Annotated in this window: 19 protein-coding genes and 1 pseudogene; 12 read left to right on the forward strand and 8 right to left on the reverse strand. The window is 72.1% G+C overall.

The features are described from left to right. Positions 1-115: 115 nt before the first annotated feature. The 3 genes from ACFYZA_RS28295 to ACFYZA_RS28305 form a co-directional block, all read right to left on the reverse strand. Positions 116-1,108, reverse strand: a complete 993-nt coding sequence (locus tag ACFYZA_RS28295; protein WP_382586449.1) for a GlxA family transcriptional regulator — start codon at positions 1,106-1,108, stop codon at positions 116-118. 80 nt (positions 1,109-1,188) lie between these two features. After that, on the reverse strand, positions 1,189-2,088 hold the full coding sequence (locus ACFYZA_RS28300; RefSeq protein WP_388493424.1) for a class I SAM-dependent methyltransferase: 900 nt from the start codon (positions 2,086-2,088) through the stop codon (positions 1,189-1,191). A 123-nt stretch (positions 2,089-2,211) separates the two neighbouring features. Further along, entirely contained in the window at positions 2,212-2,793 is a 582-nt protein-coding gene (locus ACFYZA_RS28305; RefSeq protein ID WP_388493426.1) for a helix-turn-helix domain-containing protein, read from the reverse strand. 59 nt (positions 2,794-2,852) lie between these two features. Between ACFYZA_RS28305 and ACFYZA_RS28310 the strand changes: the two genes are divergently transcribed. Both ACFYZA_RS28310 and ACFYZA_RS28315 read left to right on the forward strand, forming a co-directional pair. Continuing rightward, complete coding sequence (locus tag ACFYZA_RS28310; RefSeq protein ID WP_382586440.1) at positions 2,853-3,068, forward strand: hypothetical protein; 216 nt, start codon at positions 2,853-2,855, stop codon at positions 3,066-3,068. Positions 3,069-3,221: 153 nt separating this feature from the next. Next, on the forward strand, positions 3,222-4,715 hold the full coding sequence (locus tag ACFYZA_RS28315) for a flotillin family protein (protein WP_382586437.1): 1,494 nt from the start codon (positions 3,222-3,224) through the stop codon (positions 4,713-4,715). 63 nt (positions 4,716-4,778) lie between these two features. On the opposite strand, the gene ACFYZA_RS28320 is transcribed toward ACFYZA_RS28315, so the two are convergent. Then, on the reverse strand, positions 4,779-6,227 hold the full coding sequence (locus ACFYZA_RS28320) for an APC family permease (protein ID WP_388493428.1): 1,449 nt from the start codon (positions 6,225-6,227) through the stop codon (positions 4,779-4,781). A gap of 158 nt (positions 6,228-6,385) precedes the next feature. Here ACFYZA_RS28320 and ACFYZA_RS28325 point away from each other — a divergent pair, with 158 nt between their 5' ends. The 3 genes from ACFYZA_RS28325 to ACFYZA_RS28335 all read left to right on the forward strand — a co-directional run bounded on the left by ACFYZA_RS28325 (position 6,386) and on the right by ACFYZA_RS28335 (position 11,309). Continuing rightward, positions 6,386-7,561, forward strand: a complete 1,176-nt coding sequence (locus tag ACFYZA_RS28325) for an ROK family protein (RefSeq protein WP_382586432.1) — start codon at positions 6,386-6,388, stop codon at positions 7,559-7,561. A gap of 128 nt (positions 7,562-7,689) precedes the next feature. Continuing rightward, positions 7,690-10,437 carry an exo-beta-D-glucosaminidase gene (locus tag ACFYZA_RS28330; protein WP_388493430.1) on the forward strand — a complete coding sequence of 916 codons (2,748 nt, stop codon included), beginning with the start codon at positions 7,690-7,692 and terminating at the stop codon, positions 10,435-10,437. Between the two features lie 86 nt (positions 10,438-10,523). Then, entirely contained in the window at positions 10,524-11,309 is a 786-nt protein-coding gene (locus ACFYZA_RS28335; protein ID WP_388493431.1) for an ArsR/SmtB family transcription factor, read from the forward strand. 669 nt (positions 11,310-11,978) lie between these two features. Here ACFYZA_RS28335 and ACFYZA_RS28340 read toward each other — a convergent pair. Both ACFYZA_RS28340 and ACFYZA_RS28345 read right to left on the reverse strand, forming a co-directional pair. Continuing rightward, a pseudogene (locus ACFYZA_RS28340) lies at positions 11,979-12,692 on the reverse strand (DUF4157 domain-containing protein); the annotation flags it as partial. 288 nt (positions 12,693-12,980) lie between these two features. Then, complete coding sequence (locus tag ACFYZA_RS28345) at positions 12,981-14,039, reverse strand: glycosyl hydrolase family 18 protein (protein ID WP_388493433.1); 1,059 nt, start codon at positions 14,037-14,039, stop codon at positions 12,981-12,983. 71 nt (positions 14,040-14,110) lie between these two features. On the opposite strand from ACFYZA_RS28345, the gene ACFYZA_RS28350 reads away from it, so the two are divergent. After that, positions 14,111-14,572: a type II toxin-antitoxin system PemK/MazF family toxin gene (locus ACFYZA_RS28350; protein ID WP_382586410.1), complete on the forward strand. Its 462-nt coding sequence runs from the start codon at positions 14,111-14,113 to the stop codon at positions 14,570-14,572. Positions 14,573-14,660: 88 nt separating this feature from the next. Here ACFYZA_RS28350 and ACFYZA_RS28355 read toward each other — a convergent pair whose 3' ends face one another. Next, entirely contained in the window at positions 14,661-15,482 is an 822-nt protein-coding gene (locus tag ACFYZA_RS28355; protein ID WP_388493435.1) for a TIGR02452 family protein, read from the reverse strand. 137 nt (positions 15,483-15,619) lie between these two features. On the opposite strand from ACFYZA_RS28355, the gene egtA reads away from it, so the two are divergent. From egtA to egtD, 4 genes are read left to right on the forward strand one after another with little or no spacing between them, the layout of a single operon-like run. After that, complete coding sequence (gene egtA / locus ACFYZA_RS28360; protein ID WP_388493437.1) at positions 15,620-16,873, forward strand: ergothioneine biosynthesis glutamate--cysteine ligase EgtA; 1,254 nt, start codon at positions 15,620-15,622, stop codon at positions 16,871-16,873. Further along, positions 16,870-18,171 carry an ergothioneine biosynthesis protein EgtB gene (egtB, locus tag ACFYZA_RS28365; RefSeq protein WP_388493438.1) on the forward strand — a complete coding sequence of 434 codons (1,302 nt, stop codon included), beginning with the start codon at positions 16,870-16,872 and terminating at the stop codon, positions 18,169-18,171. Before egtA ends, egtB begins: the two co-directional genes overlap by 4 nt. Next, entirely contained in the window at positions 18,171-18,923 is a 753-nt protein-coding gene (gene egtC, locus ACFYZA_RS28370; protein ID WP_382586399.1) for an ergothioneine biosynthesis protein EgtC, read from the forward strand. The genes egtB and egtC overlap by 1 nt, the downstream gene beginning before the upstream one ends. Continuing rightward, a complete protein-coding gene (gene egtD / locus ACFYZA_RS28375) occupies positions 18,923-19,885 on the forward strand; it encodes an L-histidine N(alpha)-methyltransferase (RefSeq protein WP_382586396.1) in 963 nt (320 codons plus the stop codon). The genes egtC and egtD overlap by 1 nt, the downstream gene beginning before the upstream one ends. 56 nt (positions 19,886-19,941) lie before the next feature. Here egtD and ACFYZA_RS28380 read toward each other — a convergent pair whose 3' ends face one another. Next, on the reverse strand, positions 19,942-20,388 hold the full coding sequence (locus ACFYZA_RS28380; RefSeq protein WP_382586393.1) for a nitroreductase family deazaflavin-dependent oxidoreductase: 447 nt from the start codon (positions 20,386-20,388) through the stop codon (positions 19,942-19,944). A 265-nt stretch (positions 20,389-20,653) separates the two neighbouring features. Between ACFYZA_RS28380 and ACFYZA_RS28385 the strand changes: the two genes are divergently transcribed. Both ACFYZA_RS28385 and ACFYZA_RS28390 read left to right on the forward strand, forming a co-directional pair. Beyond that, positions 20,654-21,160, forward strand: a complete 507-nt coding sequence (locus ACFYZA_RS28385; protein WP_388493441.1) for a DUF2243 domain-containing protein — start codon at positions 20,654-20,656, stop codon at positions 21,158-21,160. Continuing rightward, positions 21,160-21,978 carry a cytochrome c oxidase assembly protein gene (locus tag ACFYZA_RS28390; protein WP_388493442.1) on the forward strand — a complete coding sequence of 273 codons (819 nt, stop codon included), beginning with the start codon at positions 21,160-21,162 and terminating at the stop codon, positions 21,976-21,978. Before ACFYZA_RS28385 ends, ACFYZA_RS28390 begins: the two co-directional genes overlap by 1 nt. Positions 21,979-21,986: the final 8 nt, after the last annotated feature.

Consider the following 21,986-nt stretch of genomic DNA (forward strand, 5'->3'; position numbering starts at 1 on the left):
GGGAGTTGACGGAAAACTGGAGGGGAGACCCGCTCGTGGTTCCGGGCAGGGCGAAGCCGTCGGGCTCGCGTTCGGGGAAGCCGTCCGCCTCGCGTTCGCAGGAGGCTCGAAGGGGTCAGGCGGGCTGGGTGCGGAAGCGGCGGCGGTAGGCGGCCGGGGTCGTCGCGAGCTGTCGCCTGACCGCCCGGTGCAGGGTTTCCACCGAGCCGAGCCCGGCCTCCCCCGCCACCTCGTCGAGCGGGCAGTCGGTGGTCTCTAGCAGGCGCCGGGCCGCCTCGACCCGGGCGGCCTCCACATAGGCGGCGGGGCTCGCGCCGGTCTCCTGTTTGAAGACCCGGGCGAAGTGCCGCTCGCTCAGACACATGCGCGCCGCCAGAGCCTGGGCCGACAGGTCCTCGTCGAGGTGGTCGGCGATCCACAGGCGCAGCTCGTCGATGTCGCGCCGGGAGGTGGCGGGCCGGCTCAGCGGCACGGAGAACTGGCTCTGGCCGCCCTGCCGTCTGAGATACATCACCAGTTGCCGGGCCACCGCGAGGGCGACCTCCTCGCCCTGGTCCTCGGCGACCAGGGCGAGCGCGAGGTCCAGGCAGGCGCTGATCCCGGCGCCGGTCCACAGCCGCCCCCGGTCGGTGCGGACGAAGATGGGGTCCGGGTCGACCGTGACGGCGGGGTGGTCGGCGGCGAGCTGGGCGGCGGTCGACCAGTGGGTGGTCGCCGTCCTGCCGTCCAGGAGCCCGGCCGCCGCGAGGACGTGGGCGCCCACGCACACCGACGCGACCCGGCGGGCGTGCGGTGCGGTGTCCCGCACCCAGGACACGACGTCCGGATCGAGGCGGGCGACGGGTCCCGCGTCGGTCAGGTCGACCGCCCCGGGCACGAGCAGGGTGTCCACGTGCGGGCCGACCTCGGCGAACGCCAGGTCGGCGAGCAGCCGCACGCCCGCCGAGGTGCGCACCTCGCCGGCTGCGGGCCCGGCGAGGCGCACCTCGTACCCGGCGTGACCGCCGGTCTCCCGGTTGGCCAGGGCGAAGACCTCGGCCGGTCCGGTGACGTCGAGGAGGTCGACATCGGGGAAGACCGCGATGACGACCCGGTGCGAAGTGGGCATGCACCCATCCTCCGCGCCCGCCCTGGTGGCCGCAATGACGATTCCCTGTCACATCCGGACACGCGGTCCTGACCCCGGTCTCAGTCGCCGCGCCGGGCGGCCCAGACCGTGCGCTCGGTGCGCACGGCGAGGTCGTCGCGGTGCAGGATGCTCCGCGGGCTCTCGGTGTCCAGGAGTTGGTCGTAGGCGTCGAGGTCCTCGGCCGACAGGTTCTGGGTGACGGTGTCGCGCATGCGGCGGAGGCTGTGCAGGGCGTAGCGGCCGACGGCGTCGCTGTGGGAGCGGTCGAGGTGCACGGTGATCGTGCGGTGGTCCTCGATGGCGAACCCGGCGCCGGTCAGCATGGGCCCCCAGTCGGCGCCGCGGTGCGGCACGTGCTCGGCGTGGTGGCGCTCGCTCGCGGCGTGGCAGCGCTCTTCGAGGCCGGGGCGCTCGCTCGGGGCGTCCTCGGGCAGGAAGCGCGGGAAGCCGGACAGCTCGACGACGGCGAAGAGGCCGCCGGGCGCGAGCAGGTCGTGCACCGCGCGCAGGGTGCGGTCGGGGTCGGCCATGTGGTGCATCGAGGCGGAGGCCCAGACCAGTTCGGGCGCGCCGAGGTCGGGCCACTCGACGTCCAGATCCGCTTGTACGGTACGGACCCGGTCGGCCACCCCCTTCGCTTCGGCCTTCTCGCGCAGGCGCCGCAGATGGTCGGCCGAGGTGTCGACGGCGGTCACCTGGGCCTCGGGGAAGCGGGCGAGCAGGGCGAAGGTGCCGGTGCCGGTCCCACAGCCCAGGTCCACGATGTGGCGTGGCTCGGCGGTGAGCGGGAGGGAAGCGGTGATGGAGGCGATGTGCTCGGCCAGCACGGCCGCGTCCAGATCGAGGATCTCCGCCTCGCCGTCGGCGTCGTGCCGGAAGGGCTGGGAGTGCGAGGCGTGCGGGGCGTGGCCGTGGCCGGCCTGGTGGTCGGGTGCCGTGTGCGGGCTTGCGTGACTCATGCCGCCCACGCTAAGCCGGTCGTACGGGCGCGGCACGGCGCGACCGCGAATGCGCAAGACGATGCCCCGATCGGCTGCCGAACGCGCAAGAAACCCCCCTGCCCGGGGGCGGCCCGGTGGTTCTCAGGCGGGGCTCTCGCCGCCGTCGCCGCGCTGATGGCCCCGGCGGGCGTCGCGGTCGAAGATGCCGAGGATCTCGCACGGGCCGCCCTCCGCTCCGATGGCGTGCGGCAGCATCGTGGGGAACTCGGCGGCCTGGTTCGTCTCGACCCGGATGCGGCGGTTGCCGAGCAGCAGCACCGCGGTGCCGGAGAGGACCACGAGCCATTCGCGGCCGGGGTGGGCGCGCATCCGCGAGGGGTTGTCGGGCGGCGGCTCGGTCATGCGCTGCCGGATGACGCTCATGCCGGGGTCCGCCTTGACGGGCCAGCGCATCTGCCCCCGGGAGGCGTCGATCGTCGGGCTGGAGACGACGTCCTCCGCGGCGGTCTCCACGAGCTGGTCCAGCGTGGTGTCCAGGGCGCGGGCCAGGATGACGAGGCTGTCCAGGGCGAGGCGGCGCTGCCCGTTCTCGATCCGGCTGAGCGTGGACTGGCTGAGTTTGGCCCGCGAGGCCAGCTCTTCGAGGGACCAGCCCTGGGCCAGGCGCAGGGCGCGGATCCGTTTGCGTACCAGGCTGTCCAGGTCGCCGTCGCTTTGCGTCATGGGCAACACCGTATGCGGTGCCCGCAACGGGCGCCCGGCCGGTCCAGTACGCTCCCCCGATGGGCGAGGACATGGTGGGGCTGCCGGGCAGGGTGAGCGGAACGGTCGGGCCCGGGCTCGTGGGTGAGGTCATCGTCAGGATCCGGGGCGGGGCCGAGCACTTCCTGGCCCACCCCGCGCCGGGCACCGGCCGGCTGGAGACGGGGACGGTGGTCACGGTGGTCGAATACCTGCCTCCGCGCACGGTCTACGTGATGGCCGCATACGACAACTGAGCACTCCCACGCTCAAGTTGACCCGCTCCTCACCTGCGCGTTCACCGGTGCGTATCAAGATTGCGACAAGGAAACGTCAGCGTCTTCCCGCCATCGGCGGCCAGGAGCAAACTCCCCTCGTCAGTGCCGAGCGGCACTGCGTGAAGGGGGCGTATGCCGATGGTCATCGGCGTCGCGGCGGGACTCGTTCTCGCCGCCATCATCGTTCTGGTAGGCCTGTTCAAGCTCATGTGGCGGGTGGCCGAACCGAACGAGGCACTCGTCATCTCCGGGTCCAAGCACCGGACCGAGGGGCTAGGCGAGGGCATGGGGTTCCGGATCGTCACCGGTCGGGGGACCCTGGTGCTGCCCGGTGTGCAGGCGGTCAGGAAGCTGTCGCTCGATCTCAACGAGACCGAGCTCTCGGTGGACTGCGTGACCCAGCAGGGCATTCCGCTGCGGGTGCGCGGCGTGGTCATCTTCAAGGTGGGCGACGACTTCGTGTCGATCGCGAACGCGGCCCGCCGCTTCCTCGACCAGCAGAAGATGATGTCGGACCGGGTGCACAACGTCTTCGCCGGTCATCTCCGTTCCATCGTGGGCGGGTTGACGGTCGAGGACATGATCCGGGACCGCGACAAGCTCACCGGGCAGACCCGGGCGGCCTGCGGTACGGAGATGGAGAAGCTGGGCCTGATCGTGGACTCGTTGCAGATCCACGAGATCGAGGACCCGACCGGCTACATCAAGAACCTGGCGATGCCGCACGCCGCCGCGGTGCAGCGGGACGCGCGCATCGCGCAGGCCGAGGCCAACCTGCGAGCGACCGAGGCCGAACAGGCCGCGTTCGCGCGGATGTCGGAGGCGACCCGGGACAGCGAGATCCTCCAGGCCGGCTATCAGGCCGAGCGGGACAAGGCAGCGGCCAGCTCGCGGCAGGCGGGCCCGCTCGCGGACGCCGCCGCCCGCCAGGAGGTGGTGGTCCAGGAGACCCGGGTCGCCGAACTGGAGGCCCACCGCCGCGAGCAGCAGCTCCAGGCGGACGTGCGCAAGCCGGCCGACGCCCAGGCGTACGAGAAGCGGACGCTGGCCGAGGCCGAGCGTGACGCCCGCATCTCGGCGGCTCAGGCCAAGGCGAAGGAGACCGAGCTGGCCGCGGCGGCCGAGGCGACCCGGGTGAAGGCGGCCGCGGCCGCCGAGGCCCAGGCCACCGAGGCGCGCGGGCTCGCGGCCGCGAAGGCGACCCGGGCGACGGGCGAGGCCGAGGCGGCGGCGACGCAGGCCAGGGGCCTCGCGCAGGCCGAGTCGGCGAAGGCCCAGGGCCTCGCGGAGGCCGAGGCCATCAAGGCGCGCGCGGCGGCCCTCGCGGAGAACCAGGAGGCCGTGGTCGCCCAGCAACTCGCCGAGAACTGGCCGCAGATCGTGGAGGCGGGCGCCTCCGCCTTCGGCAATGTGGAGCACATGGTGCTGCTCAACGGCGCCGAGGGCATGTCGGAGATGTTCGCGAAGGCGCTGACGATGGGCGGCACCGGGCTTGGCCTCGCACGTCAGCTGCTCGCGTCGATGAACCAGAACGGGGATGCCCCGACCGGGCAGTCCCCGGCCGCTCCTTCGCCCCGGTCCAGGCCCATACCGATCACGGAGGAGGTCAACGGGTCGCACAACTAGCGCTTTCCACACAGGAGTTGGCCCCCGTCCGGCTGCCGGGCGGGGGCCGCCCGTCTGGTCGGCTCAGACCGGGAGGGACTCCCCGCGCTGCTCGTCGAGGTACTCCTCGTGGATCTCGCGCGGCCCGAACGGCCAGACCTTCTCGAAGCGTGCCCACAGGAGGAAGGCGACGCAGCCGAGCGCCAGCCAGGCGAGCGACCACTCGATGGGATGGCGGCCCGGCGAGTTCTTGTCGGAGTAGCCGTAGATGGTGAGCCAGCCGACCAGGGCGACCAGGCTCGGCAGCGGGTAGAGCCACATCCGGTAGGGGCGGCGCAGTGCGGGCTGGCGCTTGCGCAGCACCGTCACGGCGAGGATCTGGGCGAGCGCCTGGACGATGACCATCACCGTGGTGAGCAGCTGGATGAGGGTGGTCAGATCGGTGCGGCGGCCGATCATGAAGCCGATGGCGGTGATGACGCCCATGGTGGCGAGGCCCAGCATCGGGAAGCGGTGCCGGGGGTGCAGCTTGGCGTAGGGGCGGAAGAACACCTTGTCGCGCGCGGCGTCGTACGGGACCCGGGAGCCGCCTAGCAGTCCCGCGAACACCGAGGCGAACGCGGTGATCAGGATGAGGACGGTCACCACGTCGGCGGCGCCCTTGCCCCAGGCCTTCTCCAGGACGGCGGAGGCGACCGAGGAGGAGGCGATGTCGTCCGGGTCCAGCATCCGGTGGTAGTCGATCACGCCGAGCGTGCCGATCTGGAGCAGCAGATAGATCGCCATGATGCCGAAGATGGAGTAGATGATGGAGCGCGGCAGGGTGCGCCCCGGGTCCTTGATCTCGGCACCCATGTAGGCGGTGGTGTTGTAGCCGAGGTAGTCGTAGATGCCGATGGTGAGCCCGGCCGCGAAGCCGATCCAGAAGTGACTGCTCGTCAACTGGAAGGCGCCGGAAGGGTAGTGGAAGGCGAGGTGGGGGCTGAAGTCGGTGGCGGCGGCGATGATGACCAGACTCACCGAGGCGATCATCACGACCCACATCACGGCGGTGATCCGGGCGATGTTCTCGATCCCCCGCCAGAGCAGCAGGACCACGAGCGCGATGATGCCGAGCCCGATCAGGTCGCCGGGGGTCTTGCCGAGGCCGGGGGCGAGATAGCCGAGGTACTGCACGAACCCGACGACACCGGTGGACATGGCGAGCGGAATGAAGAGCATCGCCGTCCAGACGAACAGGAACGGCATGAGGCGGCCCGTGCGGTACTGGAAGGCCTGGCGCAGATAGACGTAACTGCCGCCGGAGCCGGGCAGCGAGGCGCCGAGTTCGGCCCAGATCAGACCGTCCGCGAGCGCGAGGACCGCGCCGGCCACGAACCCGATGACGGCCTGGGGGCCACCGAAGGCGGCGACCATCAGGGGGATGGTCACGAAGGGGCCGATGCCGCACATCTGGCTCATGTTGATGGCGGTGGCCTGGAAGAGTCCGATCCGGCGGACGAAGCCGCCGGAGGGCGGAGGGGTTGCGGACACGGGGTCCTCCCTGGGCTGATGTCTGGATAAGGAAGCTACTGCCGACACGCGGCGCAGGGATTCCCCTCGGCGTTGGGCGTGCTTAAGTTAAGGACCTTTACTTTCACCGTCAAGGGGTCGTCAATGAGCCACTTGGACCGATGCGTGAGAATGATGCGATGACCAGCAGCGACGAGGGTGGCGACCTGCCCTGGAACCCACAGCGCCAGCGCAGTTCCAACGAGCGTCTGCTGCTCGACCGGCTGCGCTCCGAAGGCCCGGCCTCCCGGGCCCAGCTCGCCCGTGACACCGGCCTGTCCAAGCCCACCGTGTCCAGCGCGCTCGCCTCGCTCGAAACCGCCGGCCTGGTCCGCGAAGCCGGCACGATGACCCCCGAACGGGGCCGGGCCGCCGTGCTCTACGCGCCCGACCCGACGGCCGGTTACGCGCTCGGCATCGACATCGGCCGGGCCTGGCTGCGGATCGCCCTGGCCGACCTCGACGGCACGGTGGTGGCCCGCTCCGAGGTGCGCAACCACGCGCGCACCTCGGCCACCATGGCCGATCTCGTCGTCACCAGCGCCCACCAGCTCGTCGAGGGCTCGGGCGTGGACGCGGACAAGGTCGCCCAGGCGGTGGTCGGCACGCCCGGCGTGTACGACGCCGAGAAGCGGCGGGTCCGCTATGCCCAGCACCTGCCGGGCTGGGGCAGGCCGGGCCTGTTCGACCAGATGCGGGAGCGGCTCGGCATACCGCTGGCCGTGCACAACGACGCCAACCTCGCGGCCCTCGGCGAGTACACCTTCGGGATCGGCTCGGCCAGCAGGCTCTTCGTGTACGTCATGATCGGCACCGGCCTCGGCATGGGCGTGGTCAGTGAGGGCCAGCTCTTCACCGGGGCGCACGGCGGCGCCGGCGAGATCGGCTTCCTGCCGTGGCCCGGCGGCCAGAAGCCGGACACCCTGGAGGACGCGGTCTCCGGCGACGCGGTCGTCGCCGCCGCCCGCTCGCTCGGCATGGCGGGCCCGCTCACCGCCAAGGACGTCTTCGACGCGGCGCGGGCCGGAACCGCCGCCGCCGTCCGGGCGGTTCAGCTGGAGGGCGAGCGGATCGCGCACACCGTCGCGGTGGTCGCGGCCGTCCTCGACCCCGATCTCGTGGTGCTCGGCGGCGGCGTCGGCCACAGCGCGGACCTCCTCCTGCGCCCCGTGCGCGAGACGCTCCGGGCGCTCACCCCGCTGCGGCCGAAGGTGGCACCGAGCTCGCTCGGGGAGGACGCGGTACTGCTCGGCGCGGTGGCGACGGCACTGGGCACCGCGCGGGACGTGGCCTTCGAGCGGCGCTCGGCGCACTGAGGACACCCCGTCACTCCTCAGGCCTGTGATTGACATGCCCCTATCACCGCCTCTAGCTTCCTCAGGAAGTTAGTAAGGTTCCTTTACTTGCAGTTGCCACCCGAGCCACCACTCGAAGCGATGCGCGGATGTCCCGACCAGCCCCCTGGGAGACCACCGTGTTCCACCGCCCCGTGTCCATGCGCCCAAGGACCGCCGCCGTCGCGGTACTCGGCCTGCTCCTCGCCCTGACGGCCGGCACCTCGTCGGCGACGCCCGGCGCCCGTCCTGGTTCCGCCCCGGCCACCTCGGTCGACACGGCGCCCGGCGGCACGACCCCGCTCGCCGGGTACGCCATCCGGTCGACCGCCGAGGTCGCCGACTCGCCGGCCGCCGTGTCGAGCCCCGGCTATCCGACGGCGGGCTGGTACCCGGCCGGCCCCCGCTCGACGGTCCTCGCCGCGCTGCTCGCGGCCGGCAAGTACGCCGACCCCTTCTACTCGGCCAACCAGCAGAAGATCCCGGCGGCCGACTTCGCGGTCCCGTGGTGGTACCGCTCGGACTTCAGCCTCACCGACACCGCGTCCCGCACCTATCTCGACTTCAGCGGGGTGATCTCGGCGGCCGACGTCTACGTCAACGGCAAGCAGATCGCCGACAAGGGCACGGTCACCGGCGCGTACACCCAACACGAGCTGGACGTAACGGAGTTGGTGAAGCCCGGCACGAACACGGTCGCCTTCCGCATCCAGCCCAACGACCCGAAGAAGAACCTCACGATGGGCTGGATCGACTGGTTGCAGCCGCCGCCCGACGAGAACATGGGCATCGTCCGCGATGTGCTGGTCAGGCGCGGGGGCCCGGTCGCGCTGCGGGACGCGCATGTGGTGACGGCCCTCGCGGTCCCGTCCCTGTCCTCGGCGGACCTGACCGTGAAGGCGCGGGCCCGCAACGACTCGGCGGCCCCGGTCACCGCGACGGTCGCCGGCACGGTCGGTGACGTCTCCTTCAGCCAGGACGTGACGCTCGCCGCGCACGAGACGAAGCAGATCACCTTCACCCCGGCCACCCACACCCAACTCCGCCTGAAAGCACCCCGGGTGTGGTGGCCGGCCGGCATGGGGGCCCAGCCCCTCTACGACCTCGCCCTCACCGCGTCGGTCTCGGCGCGCACCTCCGACACCGCGCACGAGTCCTTCGGCATCCGCGATGTGAAGGCCCCGCTGAACGCCGCCGGCGCCCGCCAGTACGCGATCAACGGCCGCCCGCTGCTGGTCAAGGGCGGCGGTTGGTCCCCCGACGAGTATCTGCGCTGGGACCGCGCCTACGTCGAGGACCGGCTGCGGTACGCCCTCGACCTCGGGCTCAACACGATCCGCCTGGAAGGTCACATCGAGCCGGACGAGTTCTTCGAACTGGCCGACCGCTACGGCATGCTGACGCTGCCCGGCTGGGAGTGCTGCGACAAGTGGGAGGGCCAGGTCAACGGCGACGAGTCGGGCGACCCGTGGACGCCCGCCGACTACCCGGTGGCGAAGGCGTCCATGGCCGCCGAGGCCGCCCGCCTGCGCGACCATCCGAGCGTGATCTCGTTCCTGATCGGCAGCGACTTCGCGCCGGACAGGACGATCGAGAAGATGTACGTGGACGCGCTGAACGCGGCCGACTGGGCGACGCCGGTGGTCGCGGCCGCGTCCGACAACTCGGCGCCGATCAGCGGCAGTTCGGGCATGAAGATGACCGGTCCCTACGACTGGGTGCCGCCCAGCTACTGGTACAACAAGCAGGAGGGCGGAGCCACCGGCTTCAACTCCGAGACCAGCGCGGGCCCCGACATCCCCACCCTGGACACCCTGCGCCGCATGCTGTCACCGGCCGAACTCGACACCCTGTGGAAATCCCCGTCGGCGAAGCAGTACCACCGCTCCCCCTCCCCCACCTTCGCCACGCTCAAGCTCTACGACGACGCCCTGACCGGCCGCTACGGCGCCCCGACCGGCCTCGACGACTACGTACGCAAGGCGCAGCTCGCGCAGTACGAGAACGTACGGGCCCAGTTCGAGGCGTACGGCCGTAACGCCAAGGACGCCACGAATCCCGCGACGGGGGTCGTGTACTGGATGTTCAACAGCGGCTGGACTTCCCTACACTGGCAGTTGACGGATCGTTACCTGGACCAGGGGGGCGCCTACTTCGGCGCGAAGAAGGCGAACGAGCCGCTGCACATCCAGTACTCCTACGACAACCGCGCGGTGACCGTGGTCAACGGCCGTCCGGCCGCGGCCTCCGGACTGACCGCGCGCGTCTCGCTCTTCTCCCTGGACGGCGCGCGGAAGTACGACCGGACCGTGACGGGTGTGAGCGTCGGCGGCGGGGGTGCGAGCACCACGGCGCTGACCGTCCCCGCGTCGGTGAGCGGCCTGTCCACGACGTATCTGGCGAAGCTCGTCCTCACCGACGGCTCGGGCCAGGAGGTGAGCCGCAACGTGTACTGGCTCTCGACCAAGCCCGACACGCTCGACTACGCCCACACCGACTGGTTCCACACCCCGACCACGTCGTACGCCGACCTCAAGGGCCTCGCCTCCATGCCGAGGGCGGAGGTACGCACGACGGGCGCGACCACGACCGGCGCGGACGGCACGTCGACGACGACGGTGACCGTGCGGAGCGCGGGCTCCGGGCCGGCCCCCGCGCTCCTCACCGACGTACACCTGGTGGACGCGAAGGGCGCGCCGGTCCTGCCGGTCCGCTGGTCGGACAACCAGGTGAGCCTGTGGCCGGGCGAATCGGCGACCCTGACCGCGACCTACCGCACGGCGGATCTGCACGGCTCGGCGCCCCGCTTGCGGGTGTCCGGCTGGAACACGCCGACGGTGACGGTGCCGGGGAACTGAACCGGTCCTTCCATTTGACATGCAGCCGTTCGGGTGCCAAACATGGAGAGGTAGCCGGACGGCTGCATGACTGGGGGTAACGGCAGATGGACGCGGTGTTCAGAGCCCTGGCGGACCCGAGCCGACGGCGGCTGCTCGACCGGCTGCGGGACCACGACGGGCAGACCCTGCGGGAGCTGTGCGCGGGGCTCGACATGGCCCGCCAGTCGGTGAGCAAACACCTCGCCGTCCTGGAGGACGCCGGTCTTGTCACCACGGTGCGGCGCGGGCGGGAAAAGCTGCACTACCTCAACGCCGTCCCGATCAACGCCATCACCGAGCGGTGGATCAGCCGCTTCGACCGCGGCCGGGTCGAGGCCCTCGCGGACCTGAAGAGAGCATTGGAGCAGACCCCGATGGACAGCAAGACGTTCGTGTACACGACCTACATCGCCACCACCCCCGAGCGCCTGTGGCAGGCCCTCACCGAGCCCGCCTTCACGGAGCGGTACTGGGGCGTGACCTTCGAGAGCGACTGGACCAAGGGCTCCCCGCTCGTCTGGAAGGAGGGCGGCGCCACGATGAGCGACCCCGAGCAGGTGGTCCTCGTCCACGACCCGTACCGCCAACTCGCCTACACCTGGCACACGTTCACCGAGCAGTGGGCGCGGGCGATGGGCGTCGCGGAAGACGTGCGGGCCGAGCTCGCGGTGGAGCGCCGCTCGACGGTGACGTTCGACCTGGAACCCCGGGGCAGCCAGGTCAAGCTGACGGTGACCCAGGACTTCGACCCCGAGGGCATCCTGCACGGCATGTGCAGCCAGGGCTGGCCCCCGATCCTGTCCAGCCTGAAGACCCTCCTGGAAACGGGCGAGCCGCTGCCGGCGGGGTGAGGCGGGGCTGCCGCCCCAGGGCGTCGCCGAGGACTCACGGCCACGGCGGCCACCCGATGAACGTCCACGTGCACCACCGCCAGCCTGACCAAGTGGCGGCCTGGCTGCGCGATGCGGGGTTCACCGTCGAGGCCCAGATGCTGATCGGCCCCGACGGGCGTGTTCCAGGTGCGGTCCTCTTCGCACGCCGGCAGTCCTGGCCACCCCCATCTCCTCGTGCGGCTCCGCACATGCCGACGCGGATCGCACCCTCCCCCGACCTCACGCCGTCAGCGTGCCGTCCGGGGCCTCGTGTACGGAGACCTTGTTGCGCTGGCGGCCCAGGGCGGTTGCCACGACGTCCCCGACGCCGGCCGGGTCGTCGGTCTGCGGGGGCGGTGTTTCCGAGCGCTCGATGGCCTTCACCAGGTACTGGGGGTTCCAGGAGGACACCGCTCCCCTGACCGTCACGGACTCCACCCTGCGCTTGCCCACGCGCGACTTGATGGCGCCGAGGATCTGGTCCGAGTACATTCCGCCCTCCGCCCGGAACAGGCTGGCGTGGCCGCCGACCTTGCCGCCGTCCCGCAGCAACACCGTGATGGTGAGACAGCTGGTCACGCTGGGGTAGGTGATCGTGCCGCCCGGCCCGACCTCGTCCACCTGGCCCTCGGCGATCGACGCCGCCGTGGCGGCGCTCTCGGTGCCGGGAGCGCGCTGCACCGCGTTCTGCTCGGCCGGTGACGCGGCGGCGGCTTCGTGCGACTGCTCCTGGGTGCGCCGCACCGCCGGGCCGGACATGGCCCGGGCCGCGTTGGCCTCGGCTTCGCGTTCGAAGCGGTCGGAGGGGTCGGAGACCTTGAGGCCCGAGCCGTTGTCGGTACCCGCTACCGGGCCCTGGCGCTGCTGGATGACATGGGTCAACTCATGGGCCAGGGTGTGCTGGTCGCCGCCGCCGTCACCGATGACGACATGACTGCCCGAGGTGTACGCCCGGGCGCCGACCTCCGCCGCCGAGGCCTTCGCCGCGCTGTCGTTGTGGATCCGTACGTCCGAGAAGTCCGCACCGAGCCGCGACTCCATGTCCGTACGCGTCGCGTCATCCATCGGCCGGCCGCCCGAACGCAGTACGTCGTGCACGGCCGACCGCTGCACCTCGGGCTGTTCCGCCTGCTGATGACCGCAGCCCGCGCCATGCTGGTGCCGCTCCTGCGCCCAGGGATGGCCGGCGTTGCGGAGCATCTGCACGACGGCCGCGTTTCCGGCGGAGCTCTGCAGGGCGAGGAGGGCGGAGGACGGCGTCCCAGCCCCCGCCCCGGACTTGCGGGCGGTCGCGGATCCTTCTTTCTTGGCGGCGTGCGCGGAGTTGGCGGCGTTCGCTCTGGCGTCGTCTCGGTCGGGCATGGCGGGGCTCTCTTTCCCATGGGGAAAACTCCAACTCATCCTCGATACAGGGGGTTTGACCGACGAGCCAGGTACGCGAGGGCAGCGGGGAGCGGCCCATCGGGCAGCCCGGCTTCGTGGCGGCGCACCGCGCCCCCGGTCAAGTGGGCATTCCCCGTCTGGAGGCCGGGTGTTCCGGCTCCGGCGCGATCCGGCCATGTTCCGACCTGCCCAAGAACTCCCGCCATGTGCGGACCCGCCCTAGGACTCCGGCCATGCTCGGACCCGCTCCGAGGACTCCGGCCATGTTCAAACCCGTCCCAGGACCGGCCACACCCCCGGGTCCTCGAAGTTGAGGGCCCAGAGGGCGGTGTGGTGGATGCCGTAGCGGCTCAGCACCGGCAGGTCCGCGGTGATGCCCGCCGCGTCCTGGTACCAGACCTCCCGGACGGCGCCGTCCTCCTCGTAGGTGAAGTGGGGCGTGCCGGAATCGGGGTCGAGGCGGTACGGCGCGCCCTTCGCCGCGCGCAGCGCCTCGGCCTCCTTCCACGTCACGTGACGGGTCTTCCCGCCCTCCACCCAGTCCCACCCGTACGCGGGCACGCCCATCTCCAGGCGGTCGGCGGGGATCAGCGCGGTGGCCCGGCGCAGGATGTCCTCGTACCACTGGGGGCTGGCCAGCGGGCCCGCGTCGCCGCCCTGCCAGTGCAGGTCGTACCCCATGATGCGGACCCGGTCGGCGACCCGGCCCAGCGCCGCGTAGTCCCAGATCCGTCCGGTGTTCGCGGTCTGCGGGGACACCGTGAGCACACACTGCTTGGCCAGCGCGTGCAGCCGCCCGCACAGTTCCGCCGCGAAGGCCGCGTAGGCGGCGCGCACCGCGAGGTGATCGGCGTCGCCGGTGGGGGCGATCGACTCGTAGTCGATGTCGATCCCGTCGTACGCCCGGCCGCGCACCACGGCCAGCAGCGTCTCGACGTGGGTGGTCCGGGTGGCCGGGTCCGTGAGGATGTCCGCGAGCTCACCCGCCTTCAGGGTCTCCATGACCGTCGGCACGACCTTGATGCCCGCCTGGTGCAGGCCGTCGATGATGCGCGCCTCGCCCGCGCCCGGGTGGCCGTCGATCCGGTCGGCCGCCTTCGCCTGGTACCAGAACGGGCTGACGGTGTGCAGCTGGGCGGCGTGCCGCAGCACATCGGCGTAGGCGCCCTCCTGGTCCCAGTACGGGAGCCAGCCGGAGACGGTACGCGGCGGGGGCGGCGGGAGTGGTTCGGCGGCGCGTGCCGGGGCGTGGAGGAGGGCGGTCAGGGTCGCGGCGGTGGCGCACAGGGCGGCGAGGCGCGTTCGCGCGCCGGAGCGAAGGGGCATGCGTCCGAGCCTGCGGCCCGACCGGCCCACCCGCTCCGCGCATTGGGCCGTACAGGCCCTACGGTGTCCGGATGACCGCATATCTCGACGATCAGACCGACCGCCCGGCGCTGCCCGGCCAGAGCGGCCCGACCGCCACCACCCAGGCCGATCCCCACGACGTGGCGGCCGTGCGCATGGACTACGCCCCGGACCGTGACGGCGATCCCGATCCCGGCGAGATCGTGTGGACCTGGGTGCCGTTCGAGGAGAACGACGGACGGGGCAAGGACCGGCCGGTGCTCGTGGTGGCCCGCGAGGCGGCCGGCACACTGCTCGCCGTACAGCTGTCCAGCAAGCGGCACGACCACGACCGCGAATGGGTGCCGATCGGCGTCGGCCCGTGGGACCGGGAGGGCCGTGAGTCCTGGGTCGACCTCGACCGGGTGCTGCGGCTGCACGAGCAGGGCATGCGCCGCGAGGCCTGCGCCCTGGACCTGCCCCGCTTCGCCCTGGTCGCGGAGCGGCTGCGGGAGCGGTACGGCTGGCGCTAGACGGCCTCGTTACGGACCGATGCCCCCGCCCGCAGCCATCGCTCCGGGTTGAGGCATCGGCCCGGAGGCACGGGCGCGGCGCGCACCGCTATGTCCAGGCGCGTTCGAACGCACGCAACGTGGCCCGTTCGCGGCTGCGGTCGAGGACCGCGAAGACGACCTCGTCGAAATGGGCCGCGAACCTGCCCTCCCCCGCCAGGTGGGTGTGAAAGGCCTCGGCCACCCGCGCCGGGTCGTTCCGGAACACTCCGCAGCCCCACGCGCCGAGCACCAGACGCCGGTAGCCGTGCAGGGCCGCCGTCTCCAGCACCCGTTCGGCCCGCGCGTCGAGGGCGGGCCCGATGCGGGGTGCCGCTTCGGGCGTACGGGACCTGATCACTCCCGCGTTCGGCGCCGGCGAGGTCAGGAAGCCCACCTGACAGGGCGCTTCCAGGAACCGGCCGCGGTCGTCGCGGAACACCGGGACGCCGGGCGAGTGGATGACGCGGTCGGTGTAGAACACGTCCCGGTCCGCGCGGTGGTGCGCGTAGAAGTCCGGGACGCGCAGCAGCGTGGCGTACAGGGCCGAGGAGCGGCACAGGGCTTCCTCCTGGGCCTGGGCTCCGTTGAGGAAACCGCCCCCGGGGTTGCGCGCGGAGGCGAAGGTGAGGACCGCGACCCTGGCCGTCCGGTCCGCGTGCACCATCCGCCGGACCGCGTCCAGGCTGCTCTCCGGGGTGACCTGGATACGGGTCGCGCGGTCGCGGTCGGGGGTGACCGGAACGGGGTCCGGGCCGTGCAGGGTGGTCCCGGCGAGAGCGGCCGCCACCGGCTCGGCGATCGAGACCGTACGGCCGTCCCCGGTCACGTAACGGCCGATGTCGGTGATCTCCACCGTGTGGCGGGCAATCCCGCGCAATCGTACACTCATGAACGGCATCGTGAACGTGTGCGAAAGATTGTCGCAATCGAATAACCGCCCGGGGAGGCGCTCTTGTGCGCGGCGGCGGCGAAGGCTTAGGTGTGACGCCATGTGTATCCGAGCCCCGGAAAGGCGGGCATCCTCCCATGACCGCACGTGAGTTGACCGAAGCAGAGGCCGAGGACCTCCTGCGATGTATCTGCTTCAAGACGGGTCCGCCACGCACCGTCGGCGTGGAGCTGGAATGGCTCGTCCACGATCTGCACCACCCCCGGCTCCCCGTGCCGCACGACCGTCTCCGGTCCGCCTACGCGGCCTTGCGCGCTCTGCCGGTGCGCACACCGCTCACCGTCGAACCCGGCGGCCAGCTTGAGCTCAGCTCGCTGCCCGCCGCATCGCTCATGGAGTGCATCTCCACCGTTTCCGCCGACCTGATGGCGGTCCGCGGCGCGCTCAAGGAGCGCGGCCTCGCCCTCGTCGGTCTCGGTCAGGAACCCTGGCATCCTCCGCGCCGCATGCTCCGCGAGGCCCGGTACGACGCCATGGAGGCCCGCTTCGACCGTACGGGACCGGCGGGCCGGGCCATGATGTGCTCCTCGGCGTCCGTGCAGGTGTGTCTCGACGCCGGGTACGAGGAGCCCGGCCCGCTCGGCTTCGGGCGGCGCTGGCTGATGGCCCATCTCCTGGGGGCCGTTCTGGTCGCCGCGTTCGCCAACTCACCGTTCCAACAAGGGCGTTCGACCGGCTGGCGCTCGGTCCGGCAGGCCAACTGGAGCGACATCGACCCGGTGTGCGCGCTCGCCCCGCCGCTCGACGCCCCGCCGCGCACGTCCTGGGCGGCGCACGTCCTGGACGCCCCGGTCATGTGCGTACGGACCGAGCACGGGCCCTGGTCGGCGCCGCCGGGCCTCACCTTCCGGCAGTGGCTGCGCACCAAGGCGCCGCGGCCGCCCACCCGCACCGACCTGGACTACCACCTGACCACCCTGTTCCCGCCGGTGCGGCCGCGCGGCCATCTGGAACTGCGCATGATCGACGCCCAGCCCGGCGACGACGGATGGACCGTACCGCTCGCCGTGACCACCGCCCTGTTCGACGACCCCGAGGCTGCCGAGATCGCCTACCGGACCGTCAAACCGCTTGCGGAGCGCGCTGGTTCACACGCGGCGCCGCGCAACCCGCTCTGGCGCGCGGCGGCTCACGACGGGCTCGCCGACCCCGAGCTGCGTGAGGCGGCCTCGGCCTGCTTCGCGGCGGCGCTCGACGCGCTCCCCCGGATCGGCGCCTCCCGGGACGTCCAGGACCGGGTGGCCGACTTCACCGACCGCTATGTCGTACGGGGCCGATGTCCGGCCGACGACACACCATCGCCCGTCCCGTCGAAGGGCCTCCACACATGACCGACCCGGAGCTGCTCAGGGCCCGCGCCCTGACAGCACTCACCGCTGCGCGCGCCCGCACCGGCGTGCTCACCTCCAGCGTCGACGACCGCGAACTGACCGCGCAGCACTCGCCGTTGATGTCCCCGCTCGTCTGGGACCTCGCGCACATCGGCAACCAGGAGGAGCAGTGGCTGCTGCGTGCCGTCGCGGGCCAGGACGCGATCCGGCCCGAGATCGACTCCCTCTATGACGCCTTCGAGCATCCCCGCGCCGCCCGCCCCACCCTGCCGCTGCTCGCTCCCGGTGAGGCGCGCCGGTACGCCGCCGATGTGCGGGGCCGGGCCTTGGACGTCCTGGAGCGCACCCCGCTGCGCGGCGGTCCGCTGACCGACGCCGCGTTCGCCTTCGGCATGATCGCCCAGCACGAGCAGCAGCACGACGAGACCATGCTGATCACCCATCAGCTCAGGTCGGGCCCGGCCGCACTCACCGCGCCGGAGCCGCCGCCCGGCACCACCGAGGGCCTGCCCGCCGAAGTCCTCGTCCCCGGCGGCCCGTTCACGATGGGCACCTCCACCGAGCCGTGGGCGCTCGACAACGAGCGCCCCGCCCACCATCGCGTGGTGTCCGCCTTCCACCTCGACACGACTCCGGTGACGTGCGGCGCCTACCAGCGCTTCATCGAGGACGGTGGCTACGGCGAGGAGCGCTGGTGGGACCCGGCGGGCTGGGCGATGGTCCGCGAGAACGGCCTGAGCGCACCGCTGTTCTGGCGGCGGGAAGGCGGCCAGTGGCTTCGCCGCCGCTTCGGGGTGACCGAGCCCGTGCCGCACGACGAGCCGGTCCTCCACGTCAGCTGGTACGAGGCCGACGCCTACGCCCGCTGGGCCGGGCGGCGCCTTCCGACCGAGGCGGAGTGGGAGAAGGCGGCCCGCCACGACCCGGTCTCGGGCCGCTCGCGCCGCTATCCCTGGGGCGACGCCGACCCGACCCCGGCGCACGCCAACCTCGGCCAGCACCATCTGCGCCCCGCCCCGGCCGGCGCCTACCCGGAGGGCCAATCACCTTTGGGTGTAAGGCAGTTGATGGGTGACGTCTGGGAGTGGACGTCGAGCGACTTCCTGCCCTACCCGGGGTTCGCGGCCTTCCCCTACCGCGAGTACTCGGAGGTCTTCTTCGGACCCGGGCACAAGGTGCTTCGCGGCGGTGCCTTCTCCGTGGACGAGGTGGCCTGCCGTGGCACCTTCCGCAACTGGGACCTGCCGGTGCGCCGCCAGATCTTCGCGGGCTTCCGCACCGCCAGGGACGCGGCCTGATGTGCCGTCACATCGCTTACACCGGGCCGCCCTTGGCGCTCGACGCGCTGCTCGTGCGGCCGCCGCACGGCCTGTACCGGCAGTCCTGGGCGCCGCGCCGCCAGCGCTACGGCACGGTCAACGCCGACGGTTTCGGCGTCGGCTGGTACGCGGACGGCGATCCCTCCCCGGCCCGCTACCGGCGGGCCGGGCCGATCTGGGCCGACCCGAACTTCGCGGACCTGGCCCGGGTGGTGCGCACCGGGGCGCTGCTCGCGGCGGTCCGGGACGCCACCGAGGCGGGCGCGGACGGCGAGGCGGCGGCCGCGCCGTTCGCCTCCGGGCGACGGCTGTTCAGCCACAACGGCGCTCTGCGGGGCTGGCCCGGCAGTGTGGCGACGCTCGCCGCCGCGCTGCCCGCCGAGGCCCTGCTCCGCCTTGAGGCCCGTTGCGACTCGGCGCTCGTCTGGGCGCTGGTCCTGCACCGTCTGAACAGCGGTGACGGGGCGGACCAGGCGATGGCCGACACGGTCGTCGAACTGGCCGCCGCGGCGCCCGGCTCGCGTCTCAACCTGCTGCTCACCGACGGCGAGACGATCACGGCGACCGCCTGGGGCGACACCCTCTGGTACCTGCACGCGCCCGGCCGCTCCACCGTCGTCGCCTCCGAGCCCTACGACGACGATCCGTACTGGCGCGAGGTGCCCGACCGCACCCTGCTCAGCGCCAATCGCACCGATGTCCTGCTCACCCCCCTCAAGGAGCCCCAGTAGTGCGCCCGTTCCAGCTGACCCGCACCCTGCCCGAGGACGCCACCGGGGCCGCACTGCGCGCCGATGTGCTGCACGGGCTGACCCAGGCCCCCAAGTCCCTTCCGCCGAAGTGGTTCTACGACGCGCGCGGCAGCGAGCTGTTCGAGGAGATCACCCGGCTTCCCGACTACTACCCGACCCGCGCCGAGCGGGAGATCCTCACCGACCGCGCCGCCGGCATCGCCGCCGCGACCGGGGCGCGCACGCTGGTCGAGCTGGGCTCCGGCTCCTCGGAGAAGACCCGGCTGCTCCTGGACGCGCTGCCGGGGCCGCTGACGTACATCCCGGTCGACGTGAGCGAGAGCGCGCTGGCCGGGGCGGCCGAAGGGCTGCTGGCCGAGCGTCCCGACCTGCGGGTGCACGCCCTGATCGCGGACTTCACCCGGGTCCTCGAACTGCCCGAGGCCCCGGGGCCGCGGCTCGTGGCGTTCCTCGGCGGCACCATCGGCAATCTGCTCCCCGCCGAACGTGCCGAATTCCTCACCTCGGTGAGGAAGTTGATGGACCCCGGGGATTCGCTGCTGATCGGGACCGACCTCGTGAAGGAGGAGTCCGTCCTGGTCCGCGCCTACGACGACCCCACCGGGGTGACCGCCGCCTTCAACAAGAACGTGCTCAGCGTCATCGACCGGGAGCTGGACGCGGACTTCGACCCCGACGACTTCGACCACGTGGCGCTGTGGAACCGCGAGGAGGAGTGGATCGAGATGCGGCTGCGGGCCCGCCGCGACGTGGTGGTGAAGATACCCGAACTCGACCTGGTGGTCCCGTTCACGGCGGGTGAGGAACTGCGCACCGAGATCTCGGCCAAGTTCCGCGAGGAAGGCGTACGGGCCGAGTTGAGCGCCGCCGGATTCGCGCTCGGGCACTGGTGGACGGATGCCGCCGGACGGTTCGCGCTGTCGTTGGCGACGGCCGGCTGAAGCGAGGGCGCGGGCCCTGCGGCAGGAACGGCCGCAGGGCCCGCGCCCGGACGGGCTCAGTGGCCGCCGGGCACGGCCTCCAGGACGAAGACGGGGATGTCACGGTCCGTCTTCTTCTGGTAGTCCGCGTAGTTGGGGAAAGCCGCGACGGCCCGCTCCCACCACTCGGCCTTCTCCTCGCCCGTCACCTGACGGGCCGTCATGTCCTGTCGCTCGGTGCCGTCCTGGAGCTCGACACGGGGATCGGCGACGATGTTGTGGTACCAGAGCGGGTTCTTGGGCGCACCGCCCAGCGAGGCGACCACCGCGTACTGGCCTCCGTGCTCGACCCGCATCACCGGGGACTTGCGCAGCTTGCCGCTCTTGGCGCCGCGCGTCGTCAGCAGGACCACCCGCATGCCGTTCATCGACATTCCCTTGGCTCCGCCGGATCGCTCGATGAGTTCGACCTGTTCGCGCACCCACTGGGTGGGGGTCGGCTCGTACTCGCCGTCGAGAGGCATGGTGGAGTCCCTTCGTCCGTGAACCTGCGAGCCGGCCGCACTTCGGCCGGCCCCTGTGCAAACGCCGATGGCATTCCCCATCTTCCCCGCGCCGCCCGGCTTCCGCACCGAGGGACACCGGCGTACGGCAGTGAGGCCGGATTCCGCCGAGGGGGCAGGAAGGCCTGATTCGAACGCTTGCCCGTGCCGGGTGCGGGCAGCGGTCGGGGTGTGCGGCTCCGCGTCCGGCGATCTTCCGCAGACTCCCACCGAGGATGTGCCTTCGATGCCGATTCCCTCCGCTTCCCAGCCCCCTCCGCAACCATCGCGGGGCCGTCCGCTGCGGGCCCGTTCGGCCTGGTCGGGCGTGCTCATCGGGGTCGGCATCGCCGCCTTCGTCGACGAGACGGTGTTCCACCAGCTGTTGCACTGGCACCACTTCTACGACCGCTCGACTCCGGGTGTCGGCCTCGTCTCCGACGGCCTCTTCCACTCGTTCGGCTGGTTCGCCGTGGTCATCGGCCTGTGCCTGGTCGCCGACCTGCGCCACCGGTCGGGCCTCGCGGGACGCGCCCTCGCCGGGGGCATCCTGACCGGCACCGGGGCGTTCCAGCTGTACGACGGCACCGTCCAGCACAAGCTGATGGGGCTGCACCAGATCAGGTACCACGTCGATCTCGTGCCGTACGACCTGACGTGGAACGTCCTGGCCGTGGTGTTCATCGCCATCGGAGTCCTCCTGCTCCGCGCGGCAGGGCGTGACAGCAACACCCGCTCTGTGGAGGCTACTTGATGCACCATCAGGACTCCGGCGGCCTGCCGGACGGGCTCGCGGCGCTCGCGACCGCGGTGGCGGTGTGCGGTGCGGCCGGCTATCTGCTGGCCGCCTCCCGGCTGCGGCGTCGCGGGGACCGCTGGCCGCCGCTGCGGGACCTGAGCTTCTCGGCGGGGGCGGCGGTGCTTGTCGCGGCGGCCCTCGTCACGCCGCCCGGTGGCGCCTTCACGGTCCACATGGGCCAGCACCTGGCCACGGGCATGGCGGCCCCGCTGCTGCTCGTCCTCGGCCGTCCGGTCACGCTCGCGCTGCGCGCCCTGCCGCCGGGCGGGCGGCGCCCGCTCCTCGCCGTGCTGCGCTCGCGTCCGCTCGGGGCGCTCGCGAACCCGCCGGTGGCCGCGCTGCTCGACGCGGGCGGGCTCTGGCTGCTGTACCGCGGCCCGCTGTTCGCGGCCGCACACGAACGGGCCTGGCTCGGGGTCCTGGTCCATGTGCACGTGCTCGCGGCGGGCCTGCTGTTCACGGCCGTCGTCTGCTCGCTGGACCCGCTGCCGCGCCGCCACGGCACGGTCCTCAGGTCGGCGGCGCTGGTCGGCGCGGGCGCCGCGCACGCCGTCCTCGCCAGGACCCTGTACGCGGCTCCGCCGCCCGGCACCGCCTTCACGGCGGGCGACCTCTCGGCCGCCGCCGAGCTCATGTACTACGGGGGCGACCTGGTGGAGATCGCCCTCGCGGCCGTCATCGGGCTCCAGTGGTACACCGCCTCCGGCCGCCGCCTCGCGCGCGAGGGGCGCCAGGGGCCGAGGTCCGGGGAGCCGCGCGCGTCGGCCCCATAGGGTCGGTG

Origin of the sequence: Streptomyces sp. NPDC001828, assembly GCF_042892175.1 — a bacterium.
Taxonomy (GTDB): domain Bacteria; phylum Actinomycetota; class Actinomycetes; order Streptomycetales; family Streptomycetaceae; genus Streptomyces.